This is a genomic window from Pantoea sp. RSPAM1 (assembly GCF_038816185.1).
Taxonomy (GTDB): domain Bacteria; phylum Pseudomonadota; class Gammaproteobacteria; order Enterobacterales; family Enterobacteriaceae; genus Pantoea; species Pantoea ananatis.
This window is the reverse complement of record NZ_CP046137.1, coordinates 1,394,991-1,418,830: the sequence shown is the minus strand read 5'-3', so window position 1 is coordinate 1,418,830 and position 23,840 is coordinate 1,394,991. Positions and strand designations below refer to the sequence as shown.

Here is a 23,840-nt window from a genome sequence, read left to right as displayed (position 1 = left end):
GCGCAGCTTCTGTTCTCGCATAGCCGATAACACAGGGTTGCCCCGACCAGAGGGGGCAGGACAACCCTGTGCGTATTCTGTTATGCGAGCAACAGAGGCGAAGACGACAGATCAGTCACCGTACACGTTGAAATTAAAGTATTTCTTCGCAATTTTGTCGTAGGTACCGTCTTTACGCATTGATTCGAATGCTTTATCGATGGCCGCTTTCAACTCGGTATCGTCTTTACGTAATCCCATACCGGTTCCGACGCCGAAAATTTTATCGTCTTTCACGGCTGGGCCAGCAAAGGCGTAGTCTTTGCCAACAGGTTGCTTCAGGAAGCCTTCAGCCGCCTGTACCTCATCCTGGAATGCGGCATCAATACGGCCTGCGGTCAGATCCTGATACACCAGATCCTGGTTGGCGTAAGGCGTGACGGTGACGCCTTTTGGACGCCAGTACTGATTCGCGTAGGTTTCCTGCGTAGTGCCTTGCAGCACGCCGACATTTTTGCCTTTCAGGGATTCAACGGTCGGCTGAATTTTAGACCCCTTAGGTGCAACTAAGCGTGCGTTAGCGGCATACAGTTTGTCTGAGAACGCAATCTCTTCCTGACGTTTAGCGGTGATGGACAGCGAGGAGATGATGGCATCAATTTTCTTCGCTTTCAGCGAGGGAATCAGCGCATCAAAATCGCTTTCTACATAGGTACACTTGGTCTGGATACGTTTACAGATTTCGTTAGCCAGGTCGATATCAAAACCAACCAGCTGTCCTTGCGCGTTTTTCGACTCAAACGGCGGGTATGTTGGGTCAGTGCCGACACGAATCGAGGCCGGTACTGCTGCAAATACGCTGGCCGCACTGGACAGGCCCAACATTAAAGAAAGAGCCAGAACACGCTTCTTCATAGATTACCCTCAAGTGAATTGCTTATTGTTATGTGATGCATGATGTGTGTTTGCGACGAACACTGCCTTTTCCTGTGCATGTTTCATGCCAGTTCTGCAGTTTTGCCGTCTGCCCAGCCGCCCGTTTAGTGACGAAAAGACTGGGTTTGTGAAAGGAATATATCAGTGATGTCGCAGAGAAAAAGCGATGTTGTGAACTTTTAGTTCAAGAAATGCAGGAACAGTGATCGCCCCCGCGTTTCTGCACCAAAGAAGTGCGCAAGAAGACGATTATGCACCTTGCCAGCGCACAAACAAGTCCTGGGGCAGTTCAATATCAAACTGGTCAATGACCCGATTAACAGTCTGATCGACAAGCTGCTCGATAGTGGTTGGACGGTGATAAAACGCCGGCACGGGCGGCATGATGATGGCCCCCAGTTCGGCTGCGGTTGTCATCATACGCAGATGACCAATATGCAGCGGGGTTTCACGTACGCACAGGACCAGTTTACGCTGCTCTTTCAGGACTACGTCTGCTGCGCGCGTCAGCAGCGAATCGCTGTAGCTGTGAACAATACCGGACAGGGTTTTCATTGAGCACGGCAGGATCACCATGCCCAACGTTTTGAACGATCCGGAGGAGATACTGGCGGCAATGTCCCGCACGTCATGAACCACGTCGGCCAGCGCCTGAACATCCCGCAGACTGTAGTCGCTTTCCAGGCTCAGCGTCTGACGGGCCGCATGGCTGATGATCAGATGGGTTTCCACGTCGCTGATCTGCTGCAAGACCTGCAAAAGCCGGACGCCATAGATCACGCCGCTTGCGCCCGAAATACCAATAATGAGTCGTTTCATCGTTCAACCTTGCAGTGGCAAAGTGCACCATAATAGCGCAGACCGGCAGAAAACACAGAGGGCGGGATTAGACCCGCCCTCTTTTTTTGCATTCAGGCAAGATTAGCCTTCGTTATGCAGTTCAAGATTTTCGACTTCGTTTTGACGGGCGATAGCTTTCGCATCGTCGTTACGCAGGGATTCCAGATATTCAAGATAGCCCTGATCAACATCTTTGGTGACGTAGATGCCGTTAAAGACCGAACATTCGAACTGCACGATATCCGGGTTCTCTTCCCGTACGGCTTCGATAAGGTCATCGAGATCCTGGAAAATCAGCGCATCTGCTTTGATAATCTGGCGAATCTCTTCCACTTCACGGCCGTGGGCAATCAGCTCGGTCGCGCTGGGCATATCAATGCCGTAGACGTTAGGAAAGCGCACTTCCGGCGCGGCAGACGCAAGATAGACCTTTTTCGCCCCCGCCTCTCGCGCCATCTCGATAATCTGCTCGGAGGTGGTGCCACGAACAATGGAGTCATCAATCAGCAGCACGTTCTTATCGCGGAACTCCGCGCGGTTAGCGTTAAGCTTGCGGCGAACGGCGCTGCGGCGCAGTTGCTGGCCCGGCATGATAAAGGTGCGGCCCACGTAGCGGTTTTTCACAAACCCCTGACGGTAAGGCTTATCAAGGATGCGGGCGATTTCCAGCGCGGTATCCATCGAGGTTTCCGGAATGGGAATTACCACGTCGATATCCAGATCTTCCCACTCGCGGGCGATCTTCTGGCCCAGCTTGGTGCCCATGCGCACGCGGGCGCTGTAGACCGAAATCTTATCCAGGAAGGAGTCCGGACGCGCAAAATAGACGTATTCAAACAGGCAAGGATTGTTTTTGGGGTTTTCGGCACACTGACGGGTTGAAAGCTGCCCCTGCTCAGTGATGTAAACCGCTTCACCCGGTGCCACGTCACGGATAAATTCAAAACCCAGGGTATCCAGCGCCACGCTTTCGGAGGCGACCATGTACTCGGTACGGCCATCGGCAATGACGCGTTTGCCCAGCACCAGTGGCCGAATGCCGTTAGGATCGCGGAAGGCGACCATGCCGTGACCGATGATCATCGCCACCACGGCATAGGCGCCACGCACCTGCTGGTGGACGGCAGCGATGGCGGTAAACACGTTATCGGCTTCCAGCGGATAGTGCTGAAAACGATCCAGTTCCTGCGCAAAGATATTCAACAGGATTTCAGAATCGGAGGTGGTATTAACGTGACGACGGCCTTTTTCGAACAGCTGCTTACGCAGCTCGTGGGCGTTAGTCAGGTTACCGTTATGGGCAAGGGAAATACCGTACGGCGAGTTGACGTAGAACGGCTGGGCTTCAGAAGCGCTGGAGCTGCCCGCGGTAGGATAGCGTGCGTGACCAATCCCCATGTTGCCTTGTAAACGTTGCATATGACGCGCTTCGAAAACATCGCTGACCAGACCATTCGCCTTACGCAGGCGGAAGCAGTTCAGGGCATCGATGGTACAAATGCCTGCGGCATCCTGCCCGCGGTGCTGGAGCACCGTTAACGCGTCATAGATCGACTGGTTGACCGGCATGAAACCGGTGATACCGACAATACCGCACATGTTGTCATTTCCTCATTAAGCCGTACGCCCGGTGGTCTCACCGGGGCAAAAAACTCGACGTGCTTTTCAGGTAGTCAAAAAACCACCTGATTATAGAACTGAACTCGGGAATAAGTTGAGACTGCTGCCAGTCCGGGCTTTTTGAAAAGCCCGTGAATGTATCCAGGAAGAACAGCAGAGCGGCCACGATGAGCACACCACGCAATGCCCCGAAACAAACGCCTAATACCCGATCGGTTCCCGACAGGCCAGTTTTCTCAACCAGCGAGCCGATAACGTAGTTCACAATTGCGCCCACAATCAGGGTCGCGATGAACAGCACCGCAATCGCGATTCCGTTACGAACCAGTTCGTCGTCAAAACCTGTGAACCAGACTGCAAGGTAGGCATAGTAATGACTGGCGACAAAAAACGCGCATCCCCAGGTAACAAGAGATAAGGCTTCGCGGACAAACCCTCGAACCAGGCTGACCAAAGCCGAAAAACCAACTACCGCAATAATGACGTAATCAATCCAGATCATGAACTCTTCCAGCGCCAGTGCCATTGCACCCCTGCTTCCAGTTCGGGGCGCATTCTAACAGAAAAAGAAAACGTTTGCGTAGGGGTTTTCAGGTTCTGCATCCATAAAAAAGGCGATGAAAAAATCCGTCTTCGCCTGTGTCATTTTCACCCTGCTAACAGGCTGAAAAGTGGTCAAATTTTAGCATTGAACTGGGTCAGACACTGCCGTTCTCATCCCGATTGACGCTGCCTGTTATTCCTATCGGCAGCGTCAATCGGCGCTTTAGCGGACGCTGTAAGACTTAACCACACCGCTCAAGCCTGAGACGTTCTTCAGCTCGCCGACGGCCGCCTGCATCTTCGCTTTTGACGCATCCGGCCCCACATAAATGCGGGTGATTTGCCCCTGCACGGGCGTAGACGGCACGGTATAGGCCCGGTAACCCGACAGGCGCAGCTTCGCCACAATCTCGTTCACCTTGCTGGCGTTCTTGAGTGCGCCTAACTGAACAACATAGGCCTGACCGGCAGGCTGCGTTTCTTTAGGCTGCTCCGCAGGCGCGGTTTTTTCCGCAGGCTGCGACTGCTCGGCCGGTTTGGTTTTTTCAACAGGTTTAGCCTGCTCAACCGGTTTGTTTTTTTCTACCGGTTTGCTCTGCGTCTGCTCGACCGACTTCGGTTTAGCCTGCTCAACCTGTTTGGGTCGGGTTGGCTCAACCGGCCTGGCTTTCGGCGCTGTCGTGGCCGAAGACGAATGAACCGGTGGCGGTGAGACCACGCTCGGTTCGCTACTCTGCTCGGGCTGACTACTGCCCTCGGCGGCGGCGGCATCATTCGTTTCAGAATGGCTGACCGCACTGCCTGCGCCTGCTGGCGGATGCGCAGGCAGCGACTGCGTCACCGGCGGTACCATTTCGCTGTCCTGCTGGTCATCGGGTTTGGGCACCAGCGGGATCGCGGCAAATTCTTCTTTGTAATGTTTTTTCTGACCATCCAGCAACCCCGGCAATACGATCACGCCGACGGCCACCAGAATAACGGTACCGACTAAACGGTTTTGAAACTTACTCGCCACGTCCTTTCTCCGTTTCAATCGATTCCATAACCTGCGCCACCGTCAGGAAAGAGCCGCAGACCAGAATAATATCCTGCGCTTCCGCCTGCTGGCGCGCCTGGTGCCAGGCCTGTTCAACATCCGCAAATGCCTGAGCGGACGTGACGTGCGCCATGAGCTGCTCCGCACTGGCACCGCGCGGACCGGCCAAAGGTGCGCAATACCAGCAGTCCACCTGAGGGGCCAGGGCCGCCAGGGTGCCGGCAATGTCTTTATCGTGCAGCATCCCCACGACCGCATGGACGCGTCCGCTTTGCGGTAATGCAGCCAGTCGCGAGGCCAGATAGGTCGCCGCATGCGGATTATGGGCAACGTCCAGAATCACCCGTGGGGATTCGCAGATGGTCTGAAAGCGCCCCGGTAAAATCGCCAACGGCAGATGCGCACGAATGATTGACTCGCTCACATTCAGCCCGGAGGCGCGCAGCGCCACCAGTGCGGTAGCCGCATTCGGCAACGGCACCTGAGGCAGCGGCAAATCATTCAGCTCGCCTCGCGCATCGCGCAGCGACCAGCTCTCTGCCTGCTGATGATAGTGCCAGTCGCGCCCGTGCTGCATTAACCGCGCACCTGTTTCACGGGCGACCTGCGCTATTGTGGCAGGCATATCAGGTTCACCGACCACGGCGGGTTTCGCCTGGCGGAAGACACCGGCTTTTTCCCGGCCAATACTGTCACGATCCGGGCCAAGCCAGTCGGTATGATCCAGCGCGATACTGGTAATCACCGCGACATCCGCATCGACAATATTGGTCGCGTCCAGCCGACCGCCCAACCCGACTTCCAGAATGACGACATCCAGCCCCGCCTGCTTAAACAGGTTAAGCGCCGACAGCGTGCCAAATTCAAAGTAGGTCAGAGAAACCGTACCCCGTCCGGCCTCAATGTCGGCAAAACTGGCGCTGTGTTGGGCTTCACTGAGTTCCTGCCCCTGAATCCGGACGCGCTCGGTGTAGCGCACAAGGTGCGGCGAGCTGTAAACCCCAACCCGATAGCCGGCTGCTATCAGTAAGGTTTCCAGGGTGCGACAGGTAGTACCTTTGCCATTGGTGCCCGCAACGGTAAAAATAAAGGGTGCAGGCTTGAGCAGGTCCAGACCTTGCGCCACCTGGCGAATACGATCCAGGCCCAGTTCTATCGTCTGAGAGTGGAGGTGCTCAAGATAATAAAGCCACGTGGCCAAAGGCGACGTGGCTTGAGGAAGGTGAAGATTGTCCATATGTCCCGTTTTGCAAATTTATACCCGATGAAAGCCGCAAGGTATACGGTGCATTGGTGGAAGGCGCGACCTGCGCGCCTTCTGTCTCCTGTCAGGCCTCGTTGCTCTCCGGATGGCTCGTCGCAGGTGCGAACGCTTCACCGTCGTGCAGCGGTGCGGGCAGATTCATCATTTTTGCCAGCAGACTCGCCAGTTTATAGCGCATTTCCGGACGACGAATGATCATATCAATCGCCCCTTTCTCGATCAAAAACTCACTCCGCTGGAAGCCCGGCGGCAGTTTTTCACGAACGGTCTGCTCAATCACACGTGGACCCGCAAAGCCGATCAGGGCTTTAGGTTCGGCAATATTCAGATCGCCCAGCATCGCAAAGCTGGCAGACACGCCGCCCATAGTCGGGTCGGTCAGCACCGAAATATACGGCAGACCGCGTTCCTGCATTTTCGCCAGCGCGGCACTGGTTTTGGCCATCTGCATCAGCGACATTAACGCTTCCTGCATACGTGCACCGCCACTGGCGGAGAAGCAGATCAGCGGGCAGTTATCTTCCAGCGCCTGCTCAACAGCCCGGACGAAACGTGCGCCAACCACCGATCCCATTGAGCCGCCCATAAAGGCGAATTCAAAGGCGGCCGCCACAACCGGCATACCGTGCAGCTGACCTTTCATCACAATCAGCGCATCTTTCTCATTCGTGGCTTTCTGTGCAGCAACCAGACGATCTTTATACTTTTTGGAATCCCGGAACTTCAACAGATCCTTGGGTTCCAGCTCGCTACCCAGCTCAACCAGCGTGCCCTGATCGAGCAGGCTCGCCAGGCGCTCACGGGCATGCATGCGCATGTGGTGGTCGCACTTAGGGCAGACCTCAAGGTTACGCTCCAGCTCGGCACGATAAAGTACCTGGCCACAGCTGTCGCATTTCGTCCACACGCCTTCCGGAATACTGGCGCGACTTGTGGGCGTAATGTTGCTTTTATTAAGAATGCGTTCAATCCAGCTCATTGATGACCTTTCTGTTTAAAACTGACCTGGTCCAGTCGTCTTGATACTGCTGAAAACCGATTCAGCAGACGGTAAATGTCGCTCATTAAACCACAACCAATTAAGACTGTGGATAAAAATCTGGTCTTACCCCTGAGCAACCCGGCTACTCAGGGATAATTTTACTGCTTAGCCTGGCGGCGATGGCGCCAGATTTCAATCACACCTGGCAGAATCGACACCACGATAATCCCGAGGATAAGCAGCTTAAGGTTTTCCTGTACCACGGGCAAATCGCCAAACAGATAACCCGCATAGGAAAACAGCAGCACCCAGGCCAGCGCACCCGCGACGTTAAACAGGGCGAAGTGGCGGTAGGACATGTGCCCCATTCCGGCGACGAAAGGCGCAAAGGTCCGCACGATGGGCACAAAGCGGGCCAGGATAATGGTTTTCCCACCGTGCCGGGCATAAAACGCATGGGTTTTATCCAGATAGCTACGGCGGAAGATCTTTGAGTTCGGATTGCTGAACAGCCGTTCGCCAAAGAGTTTGCCGATGGTGTAGTTCACGGCGTCCCCCAGAATAGCGGCGATGACCAACAGCGTCACCATGAGATGCACGTTGAGATCGTTACCCGGCAACGCGGCCAGCGCCCCTGCCACGAACAGCAGTGAATCGCCCGGTAAAAACGGCGTGACGACTAAGCCCGTTTCGCAGAACAAAATCAGAAACAGGATGGCGTAGATCCAGATGCCATACTGCGCGACTAATTCGGCCAGATGCACATCAATGTGCAGAATAAAATCGACCAAAAAATGGATAAACTCCATAACGATCCCTTGTATGTAAGGTTAATTAATCCGCGAGGAACAATGGCCCCATCGCCGGCTGTGGTAAAGCAAAATGCACGGGATAATCCACCGCAACCAGATAAAGCCCTTCGGCTTTCGCCGTTGCCGCCGCCAGCGTGCGATCTTTTGCCGCCAGCAGTTCCGCCATCCAGGATTCTGACTGATTACCGCAGCCAATTTCCATCAGACTACCGACAATATTGCGCACCATATGGTGCACAAACGCATTGGCTTTAATATCGACAATCACATAAGGCCCATGGCGCGTGACGTTCAGGTGCATCACGTTGCGCCACGGCGTTCGCGACTGGCACTGCACGGCGCGGAAAGAGGTAAAATCATTTTCGCCCAGCAGGCACTGTCCGGCGCGCTGCATCTTTTCCACATCCAGAGGATAGTAAAAATGCGTCACGCCATTACCCAGAATCGCCGGACGGAGCCGCTGATTGTAGATCAAATAGCGATAACGCCTGGCGGTTGCGCTAAAACGCGCGTGAAAGTCGTCCGGCACCGCCTTGACCCAACGTACGGCGATATCGTCTGGCAGATTGGCGTTCACGCCCAGCGTCCAGGCAGCATCGGCGCGCTGCGCAACGGTTTCAAAATGCACCACCTGGCCGGTACCGTGCACGCCGGCATCGGTGCGGCCGGCACAGAACACGCTGACCGGATGGTCAGCCACTTTCGACAGCGCCCGTTCCAGCTTTTCCTGCACGCTGCGCACTTCCTGCTGACGTTGCCAGCCATAGTAGCGGCTGCCGTCGTACTCGATGCCCAGTGCCAGTTTTTGTGTCTGACCTTCTGACATCAGTACATGTACTCCTGAACCAGCTTCTCAGCGGTCTTCACCGCCATCAGCGCACCGCCGAAACGGACGTTGTCGGCCACCGACCAGAACTGCAACAGCTCCGGAATGCCATAGTCGTTCCGCACACAGCCAATGCTCAGTTCATCGCTGCCCGAGGCATCGGTAACCGGCGTCGGCACCGCATCCTCTTCGCTCAGATGAATATCCGCCGCCAGCGCCAGCTCTGCCCTGGCCTCATCCGCCGACAGCGGGCGCAGGTTTTCAATATGGACGATCTGCGCATTGCCATAAAATACCGGCGCCTGAATGCTGCTGACAGCCACGGGCAAACCCTCGTCCTGCAGGACTTTACGTACCTGATCGACCAGGCGGCGCTCGCTTTCTACGCTGCCCTCGCTATCTGCCTGCTGCGGCAGAAGGTTAAAGGCCAGCTGGCGGCCAAAATGGTGTTCGTCAGCGGGCACGCCGTTCAGCAGACGCGCACTCTCACCGGCCAGCGCATCCACGGCCACTTTGCCGTGGGTGGAGACAGAGATCAGATTGGTGACCTGTAAACGACCCAAACCTGCCGCATCCACCAGCGGTTTGATCGCCGTCAGCAGTTGGCTCACCAGATTATCCGCCACGCTGATGATGTTGCGATTACGGTAATCGGCCAGCACCTGTGGATTCACATCCGGCACCACCAGCGGCACGTCCGGTGACAGGGCAAACAGCTCGCTGCTGTCGATCACCAGGCAACCGGCACTCGCCGCCTCTTCGGCATAGCGTTCTGATGCATCGCGACCGGCAACGAAAAAGGCCAGCTGCGCCTGTGACCAGTCAAATCCGGCCGCGTCTTCAACGCGCACAGAACGTCCTTCAAAACGTTTACTTTCACCGGCACCGTTGTCGCTCGCCAGCAAATACAATTCACCAACCGGGAACTGGCGTTGAGCCAGTAGTTCCAGTACAGCGTTCCCTACTGCGCCTGTTGCGCCCAGTAGCGCAATATTCCAGCCGTCAGACATGTTGGTTTACCTCAGACAATGACATAAAAACAGAAGGCGGTGATGTCACCGCCCGGGGATTCAGACTTATCCCTACCTTCAGCCGCGCGTTACCCGGCTGAACCCTCAGGTTGAGGATAATATGGCGTTAAAGCCCAGCTGAATAAGCTGCTCAGCGGTGGCTTCATTATCACAGTTCACCTGTAATGATGACCATTCGCGACGCTCTTCATACTGTTTGCGCAGGCGGTCAAACTCGCCCGGTTTTGCCGCCACTTTTCGCAGGGGCGCATCATCGCGGCGCACATCATACACCAGATGCACTAACCGTTTCAGCGTTGGCTGATCGAGCGGCCCGTTCAGGCTGATCTGGCTGAATTCCGGCGTCGGTAGCAGGCTACTCAGCGGCACCTGCTGCGGTTGACCAATAAAGTCACACCAGGCCTCAAAAACCTGGGTCGTGCCGCGCGCCTTGCCCTCCAGGGTGTAACCGGCGATGTGGGCGGTGGCAATATCCACCTTATCCAGCAGCGCCAGAGAAAGATCCGGTTCAGGTTCCCAGACGTCCAGCACCACGCTGAGATCGTGGCGCATGTTAAGGACTTCAAGCAGCGCGGCATTATCCACCACCGGGCCGCGGCAGGCGTTAATCAGAATGGCGTTGGGCTTCAGCGCCATCAGCCGCGCAGCATCGGCCAGATGCCAGCTCTTGTAGGGGCCAGATTTAAACAGCGGCGTATGAAACGTTAAAATATCGGCCTGCTCCACCAGTGCATCAAGCGAACGGAAATCGCCTTCATCACCGCGATCGGCGCGCGGCGGATCGCACAGCAGGGTTTTCACGCCCCAGGCTTCGAGGCGTTTCTGCAATCGCCCGCCCACGTTACCGACGCCCACAATGCCCACCGTGCGATCGCGCAACTGAAAACCGTCGCGCTCTGCCAGCAGCAGCAAGGCAGAAAAAACATACTCTACGACGGCGATCGCGTTACAGCCCGGCGCGGCAGAAAAGGCAATGCCCGCCTGCTCAAGCCAGTCTTCGTCAATATGATCTGTGCCCGCAGTTGCCGTGCCGACAAACTTTACGGGCTTGTCCTGCAGTAACGCAGCATTCACCTGGGTCACGGAACGCACCATGAGGCCATCGGCATCTGCCAGTTGGGCTTCAGGAAGCGGCCTGCCAGGGACAGCGACCACCTCGCCCGTGCGGCTAAAGAGTTCACGGGCATAGGGCATGTTTTCATCGACGAGAATTTTCACCACGGCTTTCCTGTGTGTTGCATTTTAGGGCGCTATTTTGGCACAAAAGCGCCGCGTTAGCCTAACCACGCTGTGCAGTGAGTGCTAAGGCTGGCACAAAGGGGCAACACAGGCGTACACTGCGGCGGGTCTGAGGCTGGAGTCATATTATGTTGTTTTTGTTCCCGCTGTTTGCGGTCTTAATTTGGTCGGTTAATGCTATCGTTAATAAATTATCGGCGAGTGCCATCGAGCCTGCGGCGATTTCTTTTTATCGCTGGTTACTGGCGTTGCTGGTCCTGACCCCGTTTGTGTTACCGGGTGTGATACGGCAATGGCAGACGATCCGGCCGCACCTCTTGCGCTTGATGGTTCTGGGTCTGCTGGGCATGGCGCTATACCAAAGCCTGGCCTACTATGCCGCGCACAGCGTGAGCGCCTTGTTTATGGGTATTATCGCCGCGCTAATCCCACTGTTAACGGTATTGCTCAGTGTGGTCATACTGCGCATTGCCCCGACCGTGGGGATTCTGGCGGGCAGCCTGATCTCTTTTTGTGGCTTAATCTGGTTGGTCAGCGCAGGCAATCCTGACCAGTTGCTGCACCACGGCATTGGAGCGGGTGAAGCCATGATGCTGGCGGCCTCAGCCAGCTATGCGCTTTATGGTGTGATGACCAAACGCTGGTCAATTCCGCTGCCGGTCTGGCAGAGCCTGTATGTGCAAATTGCCTTTGGGGTTCTGTTGCTGTTACCCGGCTTTCTGATGACGCCAGACGTGGCGCTTACGCCGCGTAACCTTCCGCTGGTGGCCTTTGCCGGGCTGTTTGCCTCGATTCTTGCGCCCTGGCTGTGGATCCATGGCGTGCAAAAATTAGGTGCCAGCATCACCAGCATCTTTATGAATTTGACGCCGATTTTTACCGCCCTGATTGCGGTGCTGTTTCTGCATGAGCATCTGCACAGCTATCACTGGATCGGTGGGGGGCTTACACTGACGGGCGTTTTGCTGGCACAGCGGCTGCGCAGGCCGTTAACCCAGCGAAAATCGCTTAAGGCCGATCCGCGCTAAAATTGACGGTAACACGCAGTCCGCCCAGTAACGGACTGCTGTCCAGCGTGACGGCCGCCCCGTGCCAGGCACAAATATCCTGTACCAGCGCCAGCCCAATGCCGGCTCCGGCTTGCATCGCGGCATTATCCAGCCGGATAAAAGGCCGCAGCGCTTTTTGCTGCTCTTCCCGGCTAATCCCCGGTCCTGAGTCTTCGATATGCAGCCTGCCGTTCTCTACGCGGGCCGTAATCATGCCCTGCGCTGGCGTGTACTTAATCGCGTTATCCAGCAGGTTAGCGCACAGCTCGCCCAGCAACAGCGCATCGCCTTTCACATCACAGTGCTCATCCCCTTCGTAACCCAGGTCAATCTGTTTCGCGCGCGCCGCCGCATAACGACTCAGGCAGGCTTCACGCACCACCGCCGCCAAATCCACCCGCGTCATGGGTTTATCTTCCCCGTGGCGGGCTTTGATGCGCGCCAGCTGTAACAGACGGTCGGTGAGCAGAATGGTGTCATCCAGCGTGTAACGCATGCTTTGTAGACTTTCCCGCCACTGTTCGGGCCGATCGCTATCCAGCGCCGTGCTAATCTGCGTTTTCAGGATGGTGAGCGGTGTGCGCAGCTGATGCGCGGCATCGGCGCTGAACCGATCCTGACGTGCCAGCAATTTTCTCAGTCGTTCCAGATAGCGGTTAAAGGCCACAATGAGCGGCTGAAGTTCCGACCAGGGCAGCGAAGGCAGCGGGGTCAGTTCAGCACCGTCGCGGCGCAGCACAATCTTTGACAGCCGACGTAAAGGCCGTAATACCCGACGCAGCATCATGCTCGCCAGCAGCAAGGCGATTAACACCAGCGCGCTCTGGCTAAGTAAGGCTGTCCGCATCAGCCTCTGGGCAAACGCCTCACGGGAATGGATAGTTTCTGCCACCAGCACCAGCGCCATACCTTCGACGCCCGCCTCGCTGACCGGCTGCCATAAGGCCGCGACCCGAATGCGCTGTTTTTGGTAGAACCCGTCATAAAAGTGCACTAACGCAGGATAGGCTTCAGACATCTCGCTGGTGGCCGGAATCGGCGGTAGCCCGTCATAACCGGACAGCGTTTTGCCCTGGGGCGAAATCACCTGATAAAACAGGCGGTCATTCATGTTGCGCTCAAAGCTGTCGAGCACGACCCAGGGCACATCGACCTCCAGGTGTTGATGACGCACCACCAGCCGCTCGGCAACGGTACGCGCTGACGCCAGCAGCGAGCGATCGTAGGCCTGATTCGCCGCCGCCAGGCCGCTCTGATAATGCGTGTAAACCGACAGAATCCACAGCAGAAGCAATGGCAGTCCCAGCCAGGCGAGCAGCTCTCCCCGTAACGAGGTGATTAATCGCATGCCTGGGTTTCCAGGCTGTAACCCAGACCGCGTAGCGTCACAATACCGACATCACTTCCGGCCAGTTTTTTGCGCACCCGATGCACATACAGTTCAATACTTTCCGGGCTGGCTTCATCCGCCAGCGTAAAGGTTTGTTCATACAAATGTTGCCGCGAGACCGGGCGGCCCTGACGCTGCATCAGCGTGGTCAGCACGCTGGATTCCCGCGGCGTCAGCGCCAGCGGTTTTTCGGCCAGCAAAAAGTAACCCTCGCCGTTCAGCACCAACTGGCCCAGCGTTTGGTTTTGTGGCGATTGCCCCTGCGAACGCCGCAGTAACGCTCGCAGGCGCGCGTCCAGCTCATCCAGTTCAAAGGGTTTGGTCAGATAGTCATCCGCCCCCGTGTTCAGACCGCGCACGCGGTCATCCAGCGTAGTGCGCGCGGTCAGCATCAGTACCGGCACAGTTTGTCCCCGGCGGCGCAGCCGGGTTAATACTTCAATGCCGTTCAGACGTGGCAGAGAGACATCCAGTACGACCAGCGCATAGTCTTCACTTTGCAGGCTGTGATCGGCCGCCAGGCCGTCCGCCACCCAGTCCACAGCAAAGCCTTTTTGTGTTAACGCTTTCTGTAACCATCGCGCCAGCTCGGCCGTGTCTTCCACCAGTAAGAGACGCATATCACATCCTTTCACTAAACCTCATCAATGAAAGGTAAATGAAAGGTTGCTGTTTTAACAATTCAATAACGCCGAATAGTCGGTAGTAATCACACTCTGGAAGAAAGATGGAGCGCACGATGAAAAAAATAATCCACACCGCCCTCGCCTCTGCCCTGTTGGCTCTTATGTTGCCCTCATCAGGTTATGCCGCCGCACCCGACAGAACCGAATGCATTGCCCCAGCTAAACCAGGTGGTGGTTTCGACCTGACCTGTAAACTTATTCAGGTCTCGCTAATGGAAACGAAGCAGATTGAAAAACCCATGCGCATCACTTATATGCCGGGAGGCGTAGGCGCGGTGGCCTATAACGCTATCGTGGCCCAGCGCCCCGCCGAAGCCGGTACCGTGGTCGCCTTTTCCGGTGGCTCGCTGCTCAACCTGTCACAGGGCAAGTTTGGTCGTTACTCGGTTGATGACGTGAAGTGGCTGGCGGCGATCGGTACTGATTACGGCATGATTGCCGTGCGTGAAGACGCGCCATGGAAAAACCTGGGCGAACTGATGGCAGATATGAAGAAAGATCCCACCAAAGTGGTGGTGGGTGCGGGTGCCTCTATCGGCAGCCAGGACTGGATGAAAACAGCGCTGGTCGCAAAAGAAGCCGGTATTGATCCGCGCAAAATGCGTTACGTCGCGTTTGAAGGCGGTGGTGAAGTGGTTACCGCACTGCTAGGCAATCACATTCAGGTGATGTCGGGCGATCTCAGTGAGATGGTGCCACATCTGCAAGGCGGAAAGCTGCGCGTGCTGGCGGTCATGGCCGATAAGCGCCTGCCCGATCAACTGGCGTCGATTCCTACCGCCAAAGAGCAGGGCTTTAACGTGGAATGGCCGATTATTCGCGGCTTCTATCTTGGCCCTAAAGTCAGCGATGCCGATTATCAGTGGTGGCAGAGCGCGTTTGAGAAAATGGTGCAAACCCCAGAATTTAAACAGCAACGTGACCTGCGCGGCCTCTTTGAATTCAATATGTTTGGCGCAGAGTTGGATAAATACGTGAAGGATCAGGTTGCCGCGTACCGTGAGCAGGCGAAATCCTTTGGTCTGGCTAAGTAATCGGGAGAGATCATGAGCGATCGTATTTTTGCCACCCTGTGGTTGGTGCTGTGCCTGGCGGGACTGGTTATCGCCTGGCAGATTCAGAGCGAATACAGCTATGAGCCTGTCGGCCCACGTCCTTTTCCGCTTGTGCTTCTCAGCCTGATGGCTTTCTGTGCCGTGATGCTGCTGCTGAGAAAACCGGATACCATCCAGTGGCCCACGGCAGCCACACTGAAACGTCTGGTGGCGCTGGCGGCGATGATGCTGGTGTACGGTTGGCTGTTTGAAACCCTGGGGTTCCCGTTAGCGACCTCGCTGCTGACGTTTGGTATTGGCCTGCTGTTTGGTGCGCGCTGGTGGGCCGCACTGCTGTCCGGCGGTGTGATGGGATGGTCACTGTTTTACGCCTTTGACCATCTACTCGACGTCACCTTGCCTGCTGGCAGCCTGATTAATTAAGGAGAGAAATGATGGAAACCTGGTCTTTCCTGATGCACGGCTTTGCCGTTGCCATGACGCCCGAAAATCTGCTGATTGCCCTCATCGGCTGTTTTATCGGCACCATCGTAGGCTTACTGCCCGGACTCGGTCCGATTAACGGCGTAGCGATTTTGATGCCGCTGGCGTTCGCCCTGCACCTGCCAGCTGAATCCGCCTTGATTCTGCTGGCCACCGTTTATCTGGGCTGTGAATACGGCGGCCGTATCTCATCAATACTGCTTAATGTGCCGGGCGACGCTGGCGCCATCATGACGGCGCTGGATGGCTACCCAATGGCCCAGCAAGGAAAAGCGGGCGTGGCGCTGTCCATTTCTGCCGTCAGTTCATTTGTGGGTTCTACCATCGCTATCCTCGGTATCATCCTGTTCGCCCCGCTACTGGCGCGCTGGTCGCTGGCGTTTGGTCCGGCCGAGTACTTTGCATTGATGGTCTTCGCCATTGCCTGCCTGGGCAGCATGATGAGCCAGAATCCGCTGAAGTCGTTTCTGTCGGCGCTCATTGGGTTGAGCATGGCAACCGTCGGCGTGGATGCCAACACCGGCGTTTACCGCTTCACCTTTGACAGCGTTCACCTCTCTGACGGCATTCAGTTTGTTGTGGTTGTCATTGGCCTGTTCTCAGTGAGCGAAATTTTGCTGATGCTGGAATCCACCCACACCGGACAAAAGATGGTGCGCGCCAGTGGCCGCATGATGTTCAATATGAAAGAGGCCGCTATGTCGACCGGTGCCACACTGCGAGCCTCATTTATCGGCTTCTTTGTCGGTGTGTTACCCGGCGCGGGCGCCACTATCGCCAGTGCTATCGCCTACATGGCCGAGAAAAAAATCACCGGCAGCGATCAGTTTGGTAAGGGCGATATTCGCGGTGTGGCCGCGCCGGAAGCGGCAAACAACGCCTCCGCCTGCGGCTCGTTTATTCCGATGCTGACGTTAGGCATTCCGGGTTCCGGCACCACCGCGGTCATGGTTGGAGCGCTGACGCTGTACAACATCACGCCTGGACCTGCGATGTTTACCGAACAGCCGGATATCGTTTGGGGATTGATTGCGGCGCTGCTGATTGGCAACGTGATGCTGCTGATCATGAACATCCCGATGATCAACGTGTTTGCCCGCATGCTGACCATTCCACTGTGGTTTCTGGTGCCGGCGATTGCCGCCATTTCCGCTGTCGGCGTTTATGCTGTGCACAGCACCACCTTTGACCTGCTGCTGATGGTCGGACTGGGCATTTTCGGCTATATCCTGCGGAAAATGGATTTCCCCATGTCACCACTGATTTTGGGTTTCGTGCTGGGTGAAATGCTGGAGCAAAACCTGCGGCGTGCCTTGTCGATCAGCAACGGTGAGATGGGTATTCTGTGGGAAAGTCCGATTGCGAAAGTCCTGTTGATCCTTGCCGTTGCCGTATTAATCGTGCCGCTGCTATGGAAACGGCTGCGCCGTAAGCTCGCTCCCGCGCATCAGTAAGTAAATCTTTGTTCGAAATACACAAGCCCCGTGGATTTCCCAGGGGCTTTTGTTATCATAGCGTATTCTGTTTCCGGCGCACCCCACGCTGTTCTGTTTCCCAAGGAATCCGCCATGCAACCTGTCAGCGGCCCCGGTGTGCCGGTCGGCGATCGTTCATCTGTTAATCCGCAAACTGACGCCCCGCGTACGGGAAGTGTTGCCGGTGAACAACCCCTTTCTCCTGCCCAGCGCACGACGCTTGAGCGCCTGATTGTGCGCATCATGTCGCTTAGCACGCTTAAAGCGCCCGAGCTCTGGGCCGGCCTGCGTCATGAAGTCGGTGTTAAAAGCGAAGCAGAACTCCAGTCACGCCATTTTCCGGCTGCGGAGCAGTTTCTTAACAACCGCCTGGCGCAGGTGCAGACCGGTCACGGAACACGTCAGTTAATGACGCAACTCACCGACCTGTTGCCCAAAGGCAATAATCGCCAGGCGGTAAGTGATTTTATCCGCCAGCAGTTTGGTCAGACGGTGCTGAGCGCATTAACTCAGGATCAGCTTCGTCAGGTGCTGACCATGCTGCAAAATGGTCAGATGGCCATTCCGCAACCTCAGCAGAGTCGCAGCAGCGATCGCACGCTGCTGCCTGCCGAGCATCAGGCGCTGAATCAGCAAATTGTTCGTCTGGCTGCCGCAACGGGCGAATCCAGTGGCAAAATATGGACCGCCGCGCTGAAGCTGGTAAACCTGACCAGCGGCGATCCGATCCCGTCACGCCACTACCCGCTGCTCACTCAGTATTTACAGGTCCGTCAGACGTTAAGCCAGCACAGTGCGCCGACGTTGCAGCTGATTGAAACCTCACTGAAACACCCGCTGGATCAGCGTGAACAGCAGATGCTGGAAGACTACAGCCTGCAACGCTTTCAGGCTACGCCGCAAATGGTGCTGACCCCGACACAAACCCAGGATCTGCTTAACTTCCTGTTTTCACGTCGCGCCGAGCGGGCCCATGAGCAGGCCCTGGCCGACAGCGAGTTAAATCCGCACCCCATTTGGGCGCCGATCACCTCCTCGCTGCCGCCTGCGCTGCAACCGCTGGCAGCGCGCCCGGTGCTCGCTGCGGTTGTCTGCCTTATTGTGCTGGCCTTTTTGTTGTGGCTGGTGCTGTAATCTAGCAACCACAGGATGCCGCAGCGGCTGTCTGCGGCCATTCACCTGCCTCGTCGCCCCATGCCATGGGATGGCCATCGCGCTTCCAGAAATCCAGCCCGCCAATCAGTTCTTTGACCTTAAATCCCAGCAACGCCAGCTGATAAGCCGCTTTGGTCGAACCATTGCAGCCAATGCCATCACAGTACGTCACATACAGCAGGTCGCGATCCAGTCCGGCCGTGCTGGCTTCATTCATTTCCCGATGCGGGAAATTCAGTGCTCCGCAGATATGACCGGCGCGGTAGGCCTCAATCTGACGGGCATCAATGACGACAACGCCCGGTCGCTGATGGGCCAGATCGTCAGCCAGATCCCAGGCATCGGTGTAATAAGCCAGTTTGGCCTGCAAATACGCAAGGCTCTGCTGCGGTGACGCGGGGGGAAAACCTAAAACAGATGACATCGTTTTTTCTCCTGTTGTGACAGACAGGCAGTTTAAGGCAAAGTGGACTGCTGGATAATACCGCTTTCAATGGGCTAATAAGACCACGATGACTTCCCCGCTGCTGCAACTGTTTCATCATCAGGCAACCGGCGGTCTGCGCGACCGCCTGTGCGCCACGCTTCGCCAGTGGATAGCGACCGCGCACATTCAGGCGGGTCAGAAACTGCCCTCCAGCCGTCAGCTGGCTGCCGATTTGAATCTGTCACGCGTTACGGTTGAAGCGGCCTACGCCCAGCTTGAAAGTGAAGGTTACCTGCGGCGGGTGTCCGGTCGCGGTAGCTTCGTTGCCATCACGCTGCCGTTCAGCGCGCCGCGCCCCCGCGCTGACCGTATGGCGCATTTCTCGCAGCGCGGCCATCAGATGCTGGCGACGGGCGGTTGTCAGGATGCGCCCTTTCCGTACGCCTTTGCGGCAGGATCGCCAGATTTGCGCGCCTTTCCTCATCCTCTCTGGCGGCGCTTAACCGCCCGCGTGCAGCGCACCGCAGGCCCTACCGTCATGGGCTATGGCGATCCGTTGGGGTACCTGCCACTTCGCCACGCGCTTGCAGACTACCTTGCTCTGTCTCGTGGGGTTCACTGCGAGGCTGAGCAGGTGATTATTTTGACCAGTTCACAGCAGGCGCTGCAGCTGCTGTCGTTAATGCTGATTGATCCCGGTGATGAGATCTGGATGGAAGAGCCGGGCTATGCGGGGGCGCGCAATGCCTTTCTTGCTGCAGGCGCACGGGTGCGCGGCATTCAGGTGGATGCCGAGGGGGCGATTCCTCAACCCGGAACAGCAAAGCTGATGTATCTGACGCCTTCGCATCAGTATCCCACCGGCGTGTCATTAAGCCTGCCGCGCCGTCTGGCCTGGCTGGACTGGGCACGGCGCAACGGCAGTTGGCTGATTGAAGACGATTACGACAGCGAGTTTCACTATGACGATCGCCCTGTGTCTGCGCTGCACGGGCTCGACAACGATAACCGGGTCATCACTCTCGGCACATTTTCAAAATCGCTGTTTCCGTCGCTACGTCTGGCCTGGATGGTGGTGCCCGGCCCGCTGGTCGCGCCCTTAGGTCGCGCGCGCAGCCTGCTTGACGGTCACAGCGCCCTGCTGCCCCAGGCGGTAACGGCGGAATTTATGCAGCAGGGGCATTTTGCCAGCCACCTGCGTTTGATGCGCCAGCTTTACCATAGCCGCCGCGATCGCTTACTTGAGCAGTTAGCGCAACGCCTGGCACCCTGGCTCAGGCCCTTTCCCTGCCCGGGTGGACTGCAGACAACCGTTGCTCTGCGTCAGGGCAACGAAGCGAGGCTGAGCTTACAGGCCGAGAAGATGGGGTTATTACTGCCTCGCCTGAGTCCGCTCTACGGCGACGGCGCAGGTCAGCAAGGCTGGATTCTGGGTTTTGCGGCGCTCACGCCGGATGAGATTGTGGTCGGGTGCGATAAGCTTGTGAAGCTGCTTTCATCGGACTTATCACCCAACCGTCGCTGAGGGATAATCAAAACAAAAAAGGCCGGCAAGCCGACCTTTTCGCAGGGTTCACGTCGCGCCGGGTAGCGCGACGTCACGTTTTTAACCGGGCATTAAGCCTGGTATTTACGCATTGTCAGCGTGGCGTTGGTGCCACCAAAGCCAAAGCTGTTTGACATCACCGTGGTCAGCGCTTTTTCAGTTGGCTGAGTCACAATATTCATGCCTTCTGCCGCCGCGTCCAGCGAGCTGATATTGATGCTTGGGGCAATAAAACCGTGCTCCAGCATCAGCAGCGAGTAGATCGCTTCCTGCACGCCCGCCGCCCCTAAGGAGTGGCCGGTCATCGCTTTGGTTGCAGAAATATACGGCGTGTTTTCGCCGAACACTTCGCGAATGGCACCCAGCTCTTTCACATCACCGACTGGCGTAGAGGTTCCGTGACTGTTCAGGTAGTCGATTGGTGTATCCACGCCGTGCATCGCCATCTTCATGCAGCGCACTGCGCCTTCACCGGAGGGCGCAACCATGTCTGCCCCGTCCGACGTTGCGCCATAGCCCACGATTTCAGCGTAGATGTGCGCGCCGCGCGCCAGCGCATGTTCCAGTTCTTCAACCACGACCATACCGCCGCCGCCCGCAATGACGAAGCCATCACGTTCGTTGTCATAGGTCCGCGAGGCTTTTTCTGGCGTATCGTTGTAACGCGTTGAAAGTGCGCCCATTGCATCGAACTCACAGGCCATTTCCCAGCAGAGTTCTTCGCCGCCGCCGGCAAAAACGATATCCTGTTTGCCCAGTTGAATCTGTTCAACCGCGTTACCGATACAGTGCGCGGAGGTCGCACAGGCAGAGCTGATTGAATAGTTCACGCCGTGGATTTTAAACGGCGTAGCCAGACAGGCTGAAACGCCTGACGCCATTGCCTTAGTCACCACATAAGGCCCTACGGCTTTCAGACCACGTGGGCTGCGCATCGCATCCGCACCAAAAACCTGAAAACGTGGGGAACCACCGCCAGATCCTGCAATCAGACCTACGCGAGGGTTATTCTGGTAAGCTTCGTTGCTCAGGCCAGAATCTTTGATGGCTTCTTCCATAGACAGGTAAGCATAGATGGACGCATCACTCATAAAACGCACAACTTTGCGATCGATGAGGCCGGTAGTATCGAGTTTAACGTTACCCCAGACGTGACTACGCATGCCGGAATCTTTCATCTCCTGGGAAAAAGTGATGCCTGAGCGGCCTTCACGCAGAGATGCCAGCACCTCTTGCTGGTTATTACCAATACTGGAAACGATCCCTAAGCCAGTAATCACAGCACGTTTCATTCAATCTTCCTCACCACTTCTGTTATTTGACGAGCACTCTAGCTTACACTTGTACGCCGAACAAGTCCGATCAGCCATTTCCTTTTGTAAATTTGCGTCATGTCACGCCGACCGATAAGATCCTGACACTCCCTGAAAAATGAGCCTTTACTGTGAAAACACCCCAGGTTGAACACGCCAGACTGAGCTGGAACGAACAGGGTACACCTGTTTCCCGAGCGTTTGACGACGTCTATTTTTCCAATGACAACGGTCTGGAAGAGACACGTTATGTCTTTCTGGGTGGCAATAATTTCCCACAACGGTTTCATCAGCACCCGCGCGATCTGCTGATTGTTGCCGAAAGCGGGTTTGGCACAGGCCTGAACTTTCTCACGCTCTGGCAGGCCTTTGATTCCTTCCAGCAACATTATCCTGACGCGCCTGTAAAACGTCTGCACTTCATCAGCTTTGAAAAATTCCCCCTGACCCAGACCGATTTAACGGCGGCCCACCAGCACTGGCCCGAACTGGCCCCCTGGGCCGAACAGCTTCAGCAACAGTGGCCGCTGGCACTGCCGGGCTGCCAGCGAGTGTTATTTGATTCGGGCCGCGTCACACTGGACCTGTGGTTAGGCGATATTAATGCGCTAATTGATAATTTTGATGACAGTCTGCATCGCCAGGTGGATGCCTGGTTTCTGGATGGCTTTGCGCCGTCGAAAAATCCCGATATGTGGACCCCGGAACTGTTTGCGTCGATGGCGAAACTGGCCCGGCCAGGGGGCACGTTCGCGACCTTTACGGCAGCGGGTTTTGTGCGGCGCGGCTTGCAACAGGCGGGCTTCGCGGTGACCCGGCGTAAAGGCTTTGGGCCAAAACGGGAAATGCTGTGTGGTTCGCTTGAGGCCGCGCCTGCGCTGGCTCATCGCCAGCCCTGGTATGCGCGCCCTGCCCTGTCCGGTAAGGAGATCGCTCTGGTCGGCGGCGGCGTTGCCAGCGCGACGCTGGCCCTTGCCTTACTTCGCCGGGGCTTTCGCGTGACGCTCTACTGCGCTGATGAGGCGCCCGCGCTGGGTGCGTCCAGTAATCGTCAGGGCGCGCTCTATCCGCTCCTTAACCAGCACGACCCTGCCCTGGCGGCTTTCTTTCCTGCCGCATTCAGTTTTGCCCGTCGCCTGTATGATCAACTCGATCTGCCTTATGAACATGACTGGAGCGGGGTACTGCAGTTGGGCTGGGACGAGAAAAGTGCCAGTAAGATTGCGCAGATGCTGGATATGGCCCTACCGGCTGACGTCGCCTTTGGCGTCAACCCGGACGAGGCAGCCGCACTGGCAAATGTGGCGCTGGATTGCGGCGGTATCTTTTATCCTCTGGGCGGCTGGCTGGCCCCGGCCGAATTAACCACAGCCCTGTTGTCCCACTGCGAGCAGCTCGGATTACGCATTCACTGGCTGCACCGCGTCACCGCACTCACGCAGGTTTCGCAAGGCTGGCAGTTAACCTTTAACGAAAAGCCCGCAACTCAGCATCAGGCTGTGGTACTGGCTAACGGTCATGCCATGACCAGTCTGCCTCAGACCGAAGCCCTGCCGGTTTACCCGGTCGCCGGTCAGGTCAGCCATATCCCGACTTCACTGGCCCTGTCGGCACTGAAAACGGTACTTTGCTATGACGGCTACCTCACGCCAGCCAGCCCGCAGTTTGGTACGCACTGTATCGGTGCCAGCTATCATCGTGGCGAAACCTCTACCGCCTATCGCGAAGACGATCAGCAGCAAAATCGCCGCCGCCTGCAGCACTGCCTGCCACACAGCGACTGGGTGAATGAAGTGGATGTCAGTCAGGGCGAGGCGCGCAATGGCGTGCGCTGCGCCACACGCGATCATTTGCCCATGGTCGGCAGCGTGCCGGATTACGTGGCAACGCTTGACGTTTATGCTGACCTTGCTCAGCAACGCGCCCGCGAGGCCGAGAGCGAAATGGCACCCTGTTTCCCAGGCCTTTATCTGTTTGGTGCGCTTGGCTCACGCGGGCTGTGCAGCGCCCCCCTGGCGGCGGAAGTGCTGGCGGCTCAGCTGAGCGGTGAACCCCAGCCGCTGGACCTCAGCACACTCGCGGCGCTTCATCCTAATCGTTACTGGGTAAGAAAACTGCTGAAGGGTAAAAAAGCGGGGAAATAGCACAGGGCG

Annotated in this window: 22 protein-coding genes; 7 read left to right on the top strand and 15 right to left on the bottom strand. The window is 56.7% G+C overall.

The window, feature by feature from the left end; genetic code table 11:
• Positions 1-111: 111 nt before the first annotated feature.
• From argT to pdxB, 11 genes are all read right to left on the bottom strand, one after another.
• Positions 112-894, bottom strand: a complete 783-nt coding sequence (argT, locus tag GKC68_RS07330) for a lysine/arginine/ornithine ABC transporter substrate-binding protein ArgT (RefSeq protein ID WP_058706936.1) — start codon at positions 892-894, stop codon at positions 112-114.
• Between the two features lie 270 nt (positions 895-1,164).
• Positions 1,165-1,734, bottom strand: a complete 570-nt coding sequence (locus GKC68_RS07325; RefSeq protein WP_013026541.1) for a UbiX family flavin prenyltransferase — start codon at positions 1,732-1,734, stop codon at positions 1,165-1,167.
• Between the two features lie 102 nt (positions 1,735-1,836).
• Positions 1,837-3,354 (bottom strand): amidophosphoribosyltransferase, encoded by a 1,518-nt coding sequence (purF, locus tag GKC68_RS07320; protein WP_028724998.1) that lies wholly within the window; start codon positions 3,352-3,354, stop codon positions 1,837-1,839.
• A 37-nt stretch (positions 3,355-3,391) separates the two neighbouring features.
• Entirely contained in the window at positions 3,392-3,877 is a 486-nt protein-coding gene (gene cvpA, locus GKC68_RS07315) for a colicin V production protein (RefSeq protein WP_026021019.1), read from the bottom strand.
• Positions 3,878-4,141: 264 nt separating this feature from the next.
• Entirely contained in the window at positions 4,142-4,933 is a 792-nt protein-coding gene (dedD, locus tag GKC68_RS07310; RefSeq protein WP_342656718.1) for a cell division protein DedD, read from the bottom strand.
• Positions 4,923-6,191 carry a bifunctional tetrahydrofolate synthase/dihydrofolate synthase gene (folC, locus tag GKC68_RS07305; RefSeq protein WP_342656717.1) on the bottom strand — a complete coding sequence of 423 codons (1,269 nt, stop codon included), beginning with the start codon at positions 6,189-6,191 and terminating at the stop codon, positions 4,923-4,925. The genes dedD and folC overlap by 11 nt, the downstream gene beginning before the upstream one ends.
• A gap of 91 nt (positions 6,192-6,282) precedes the next feature.
• On the bottom strand, positions 6,283-7,197 hold the full coding sequence (accD, locus tag GKC68_RS07300) for an acetyl-CoA carboxylase, carboxyltransferase subunit beta (RefSeq protein WP_013026546.1): 915 nt from the start codon (positions 7,195-7,197) through the stop codon (positions 6,283-6,285).
• Between the two features lie 161 nt (positions 7,198-7,358).
• Positions 7,359-8,009 (bottom strand): DedA family protein, encoded by a 651-nt coding sequence (locus GKC68_RS07295; RefSeq protein ID WP_342656716.1) that lies wholly within the window; start codon positions 8,007-8,009, stop codon positions 7,359-7,361.
• A 25-nt stretch (positions 8,010-8,034) separates the two neighbouring features.
• Positions 8,035-8,838 (bottom strand): tRNA pseudouridine(38-40) synthase TruA, encoded by an 804-nt coding sequence (truA, locus tag GKC68_RS07290; protein WP_013026548.1) that lies wholly within the window; start codon positions 8,836-8,838, stop codon positions 8,035-8,037.
• Positions 8,838-9,848, bottom strand: coding sequence for an aspartate-semialdehyde dehydrogenase (locus GKC68_RS07285; protein ID WP_028725002.1), 1,011 nt, complete (start codon positions 9,846-9,848; stop codon positions 8,838-8,840). The genes truA and GKC68_RS07285 overlap by 1 nt, the downstream gene beginning before the upstream one ends.
• A 105-nt stretch (positions 9,849-9,953) precedes the next feature.
• Positions 9,954-11,087, bottom strand: coding sequence for a 4-phosphoerythronate dehydrogenase PdxB (gene pdxB / locus GKC68_RS07280; RefSeq protein ID WP_064366523.1), 1,134 nt, complete (start codon positions 11,085-11,087; stop codon positions 9,954-9,956).
• Between the two features lie 149 nt (positions 11,088-11,236).
• Here pdxB and GKC68_RS07275 point away from each other — a divergent pair, with 149 nt between their 5' ends.
• Positions 11,237-12,136: a DMT family transporter gene (locus tag GKC68_RS07275; protein ID WP_047714214.1), complete on the top strand. Its 900-nt coding sequence runs from the start codon at positions 11,237-11,239 to the stop codon at positions 12,134-12,136.
• On the opposite strand, the gene GKC68_RS07270 is transcribed toward GKC68_RS07275, so the two are convergent.
• Positions 12,117-13,505, bottom strand: coding sequence for a sensor histidine kinase (locus GKC68_RS07270; RefSeq protein ID WP_028725005.1), 1,389 nt, complete (start codon positions 13,503-13,505; stop codon positions 12,117-12,119). The two genes, GKC68_RS07275 and GKC68_RS07270, sit on opposite strands and share 20 nt — an antisense overlap.
• Positions 13,496-14,167, bottom strand: coding sequence for a transcriptional regulator TctD (tctD, locus tag GKC68_RS07265; protein ID WP_028725006.1), 672 nt, complete (start codon positions 14,165-14,167; stop codon positions 13,496-13,498). Before tctD ends, GKC68_RS07270 begins: the two co-directional genes overlap by 10 nt.
• Positions 14,168-14,274: 107 nt before the next feature.
• On the opposite strand from tctD, the gene GKC68_RS07260 reads away from it, so the two are divergent.
• The 4 genes from GKC68_RS07260 (at position 14,275) to flk (ending at position 18,380) form a co-directional block, all read left to right on the top strand.
• Positions 14,275-15,267, top strand: a complete 993-nt coding sequence (locus tag GKC68_RS07260) for a tripartite tricarboxylate transporter substrate binding protein (RefSeq protein WP_047714216.1) — start codon at positions 14,275-14,277, stop codon at positions 15,265-15,267.
• Positions 15,268-15,279: 12 nt separating this feature from the next.
• Positions 15,280-15,711: a tripartite tricarboxylate transporter TctB family protein gene (locus GKC68_RS07255; RefSeq protein ID WP_206115121.1), complete on the top strand. Its 432-nt coding sequence runs from the start codon at positions 15,280-15,282 to the stop codon at positions 15,709-15,711.
• An 11-nt stretch (positions 15,712-15,722) separates the two neighbouring features.
• Entirely contained in the window at positions 15,723-17,225 is a 1,503-nt protein-coding gene (locus tag GKC68_RS07250) for a tripartite tricarboxylate transporter permease (protein ID WP_264238313.1), read from the top strand.
• A gap of 114 nt (positions 17,226-17,339) precedes the next feature.
• A complete protein-coding gene (gene flk / locus GKC68_RS07245) occupies positions 17,340-18,380 on the top strand; it encodes a flagella biosynthesis regulator Flk (protein WP_028725010.1) in 1,041 nt (346 codons plus the stop codon).
• A gap of 1 nt (position 18,381) precedes the next feature.
• Here flk and GKC68_RS07240 read toward each other — a convergent pair whose 3' ends face one another.
• Positions 18,382-18,825, bottom strand: a complete 444-nt coding sequence (locus GKC68_RS07240; protein ID WP_047714218.1) for a rhodanese-like domain-containing protein — start codon at positions 18,823-18,825, stop codon at positions 18,382-18,384.
• Between the two features lie 88 nt (positions 18,826-18,913).
• Here GKC68_RS07240 and GKC68_RS07235 point away from each other — a divergent pair, with 88 nt between their 5' ends.
• On the top strand, positions 18,914-20,353 hold the full coding sequence (locus tag GKC68_RS07235) for a PLP-dependent aminotransferase family protein (RefSeq protein ID WP_264238143.1): 1,440 nt from the start codon (positions 18,914-18,916) through the stop codon (positions 20,351-20,353).
• 92 nt (positions 20,354-20,445) lie between these two features.
• On the opposite strand, the gene fabB is transcribed toward GKC68_RS07235, so the two are convergent.
• Positions 20,446-21,666, bottom strand: a complete 1,221-nt coding sequence (gene fabB / locus GKC68_RS07230) for a beta-ketoacyl-ACP synthase I (RefSeq protein WP_028725013.1) — start codon at positions 21,664-21,666, stop codon at positions 20,446-20,448.
• A 152-nt stretch (positions 21,667-21,818) separates the two neighbouring features.
• Here fabB and mnmC point away from each other — a divergent pair, with 152 nt between their 5' ends.
• Positions 21,819-23,831, top strand: coding sequence for a bifunctional tRNA (5-methylaminomethyl-2-thiouridine)(34)-methyltransferase MnmD/FAD-dependent 5-carboxymethylaminomethyl-2-thiouridine(34) oxidoreductase MnmC (gene mnmC / locus GKC68_RS07225; protein WP_342656715.1), 2,013 nt, complete (start codon positions 21,819-21,821; stop codon positions 23,829-23,831).
• Positions 23,832-23,840 lie beyond the last annotated feature (9 nt).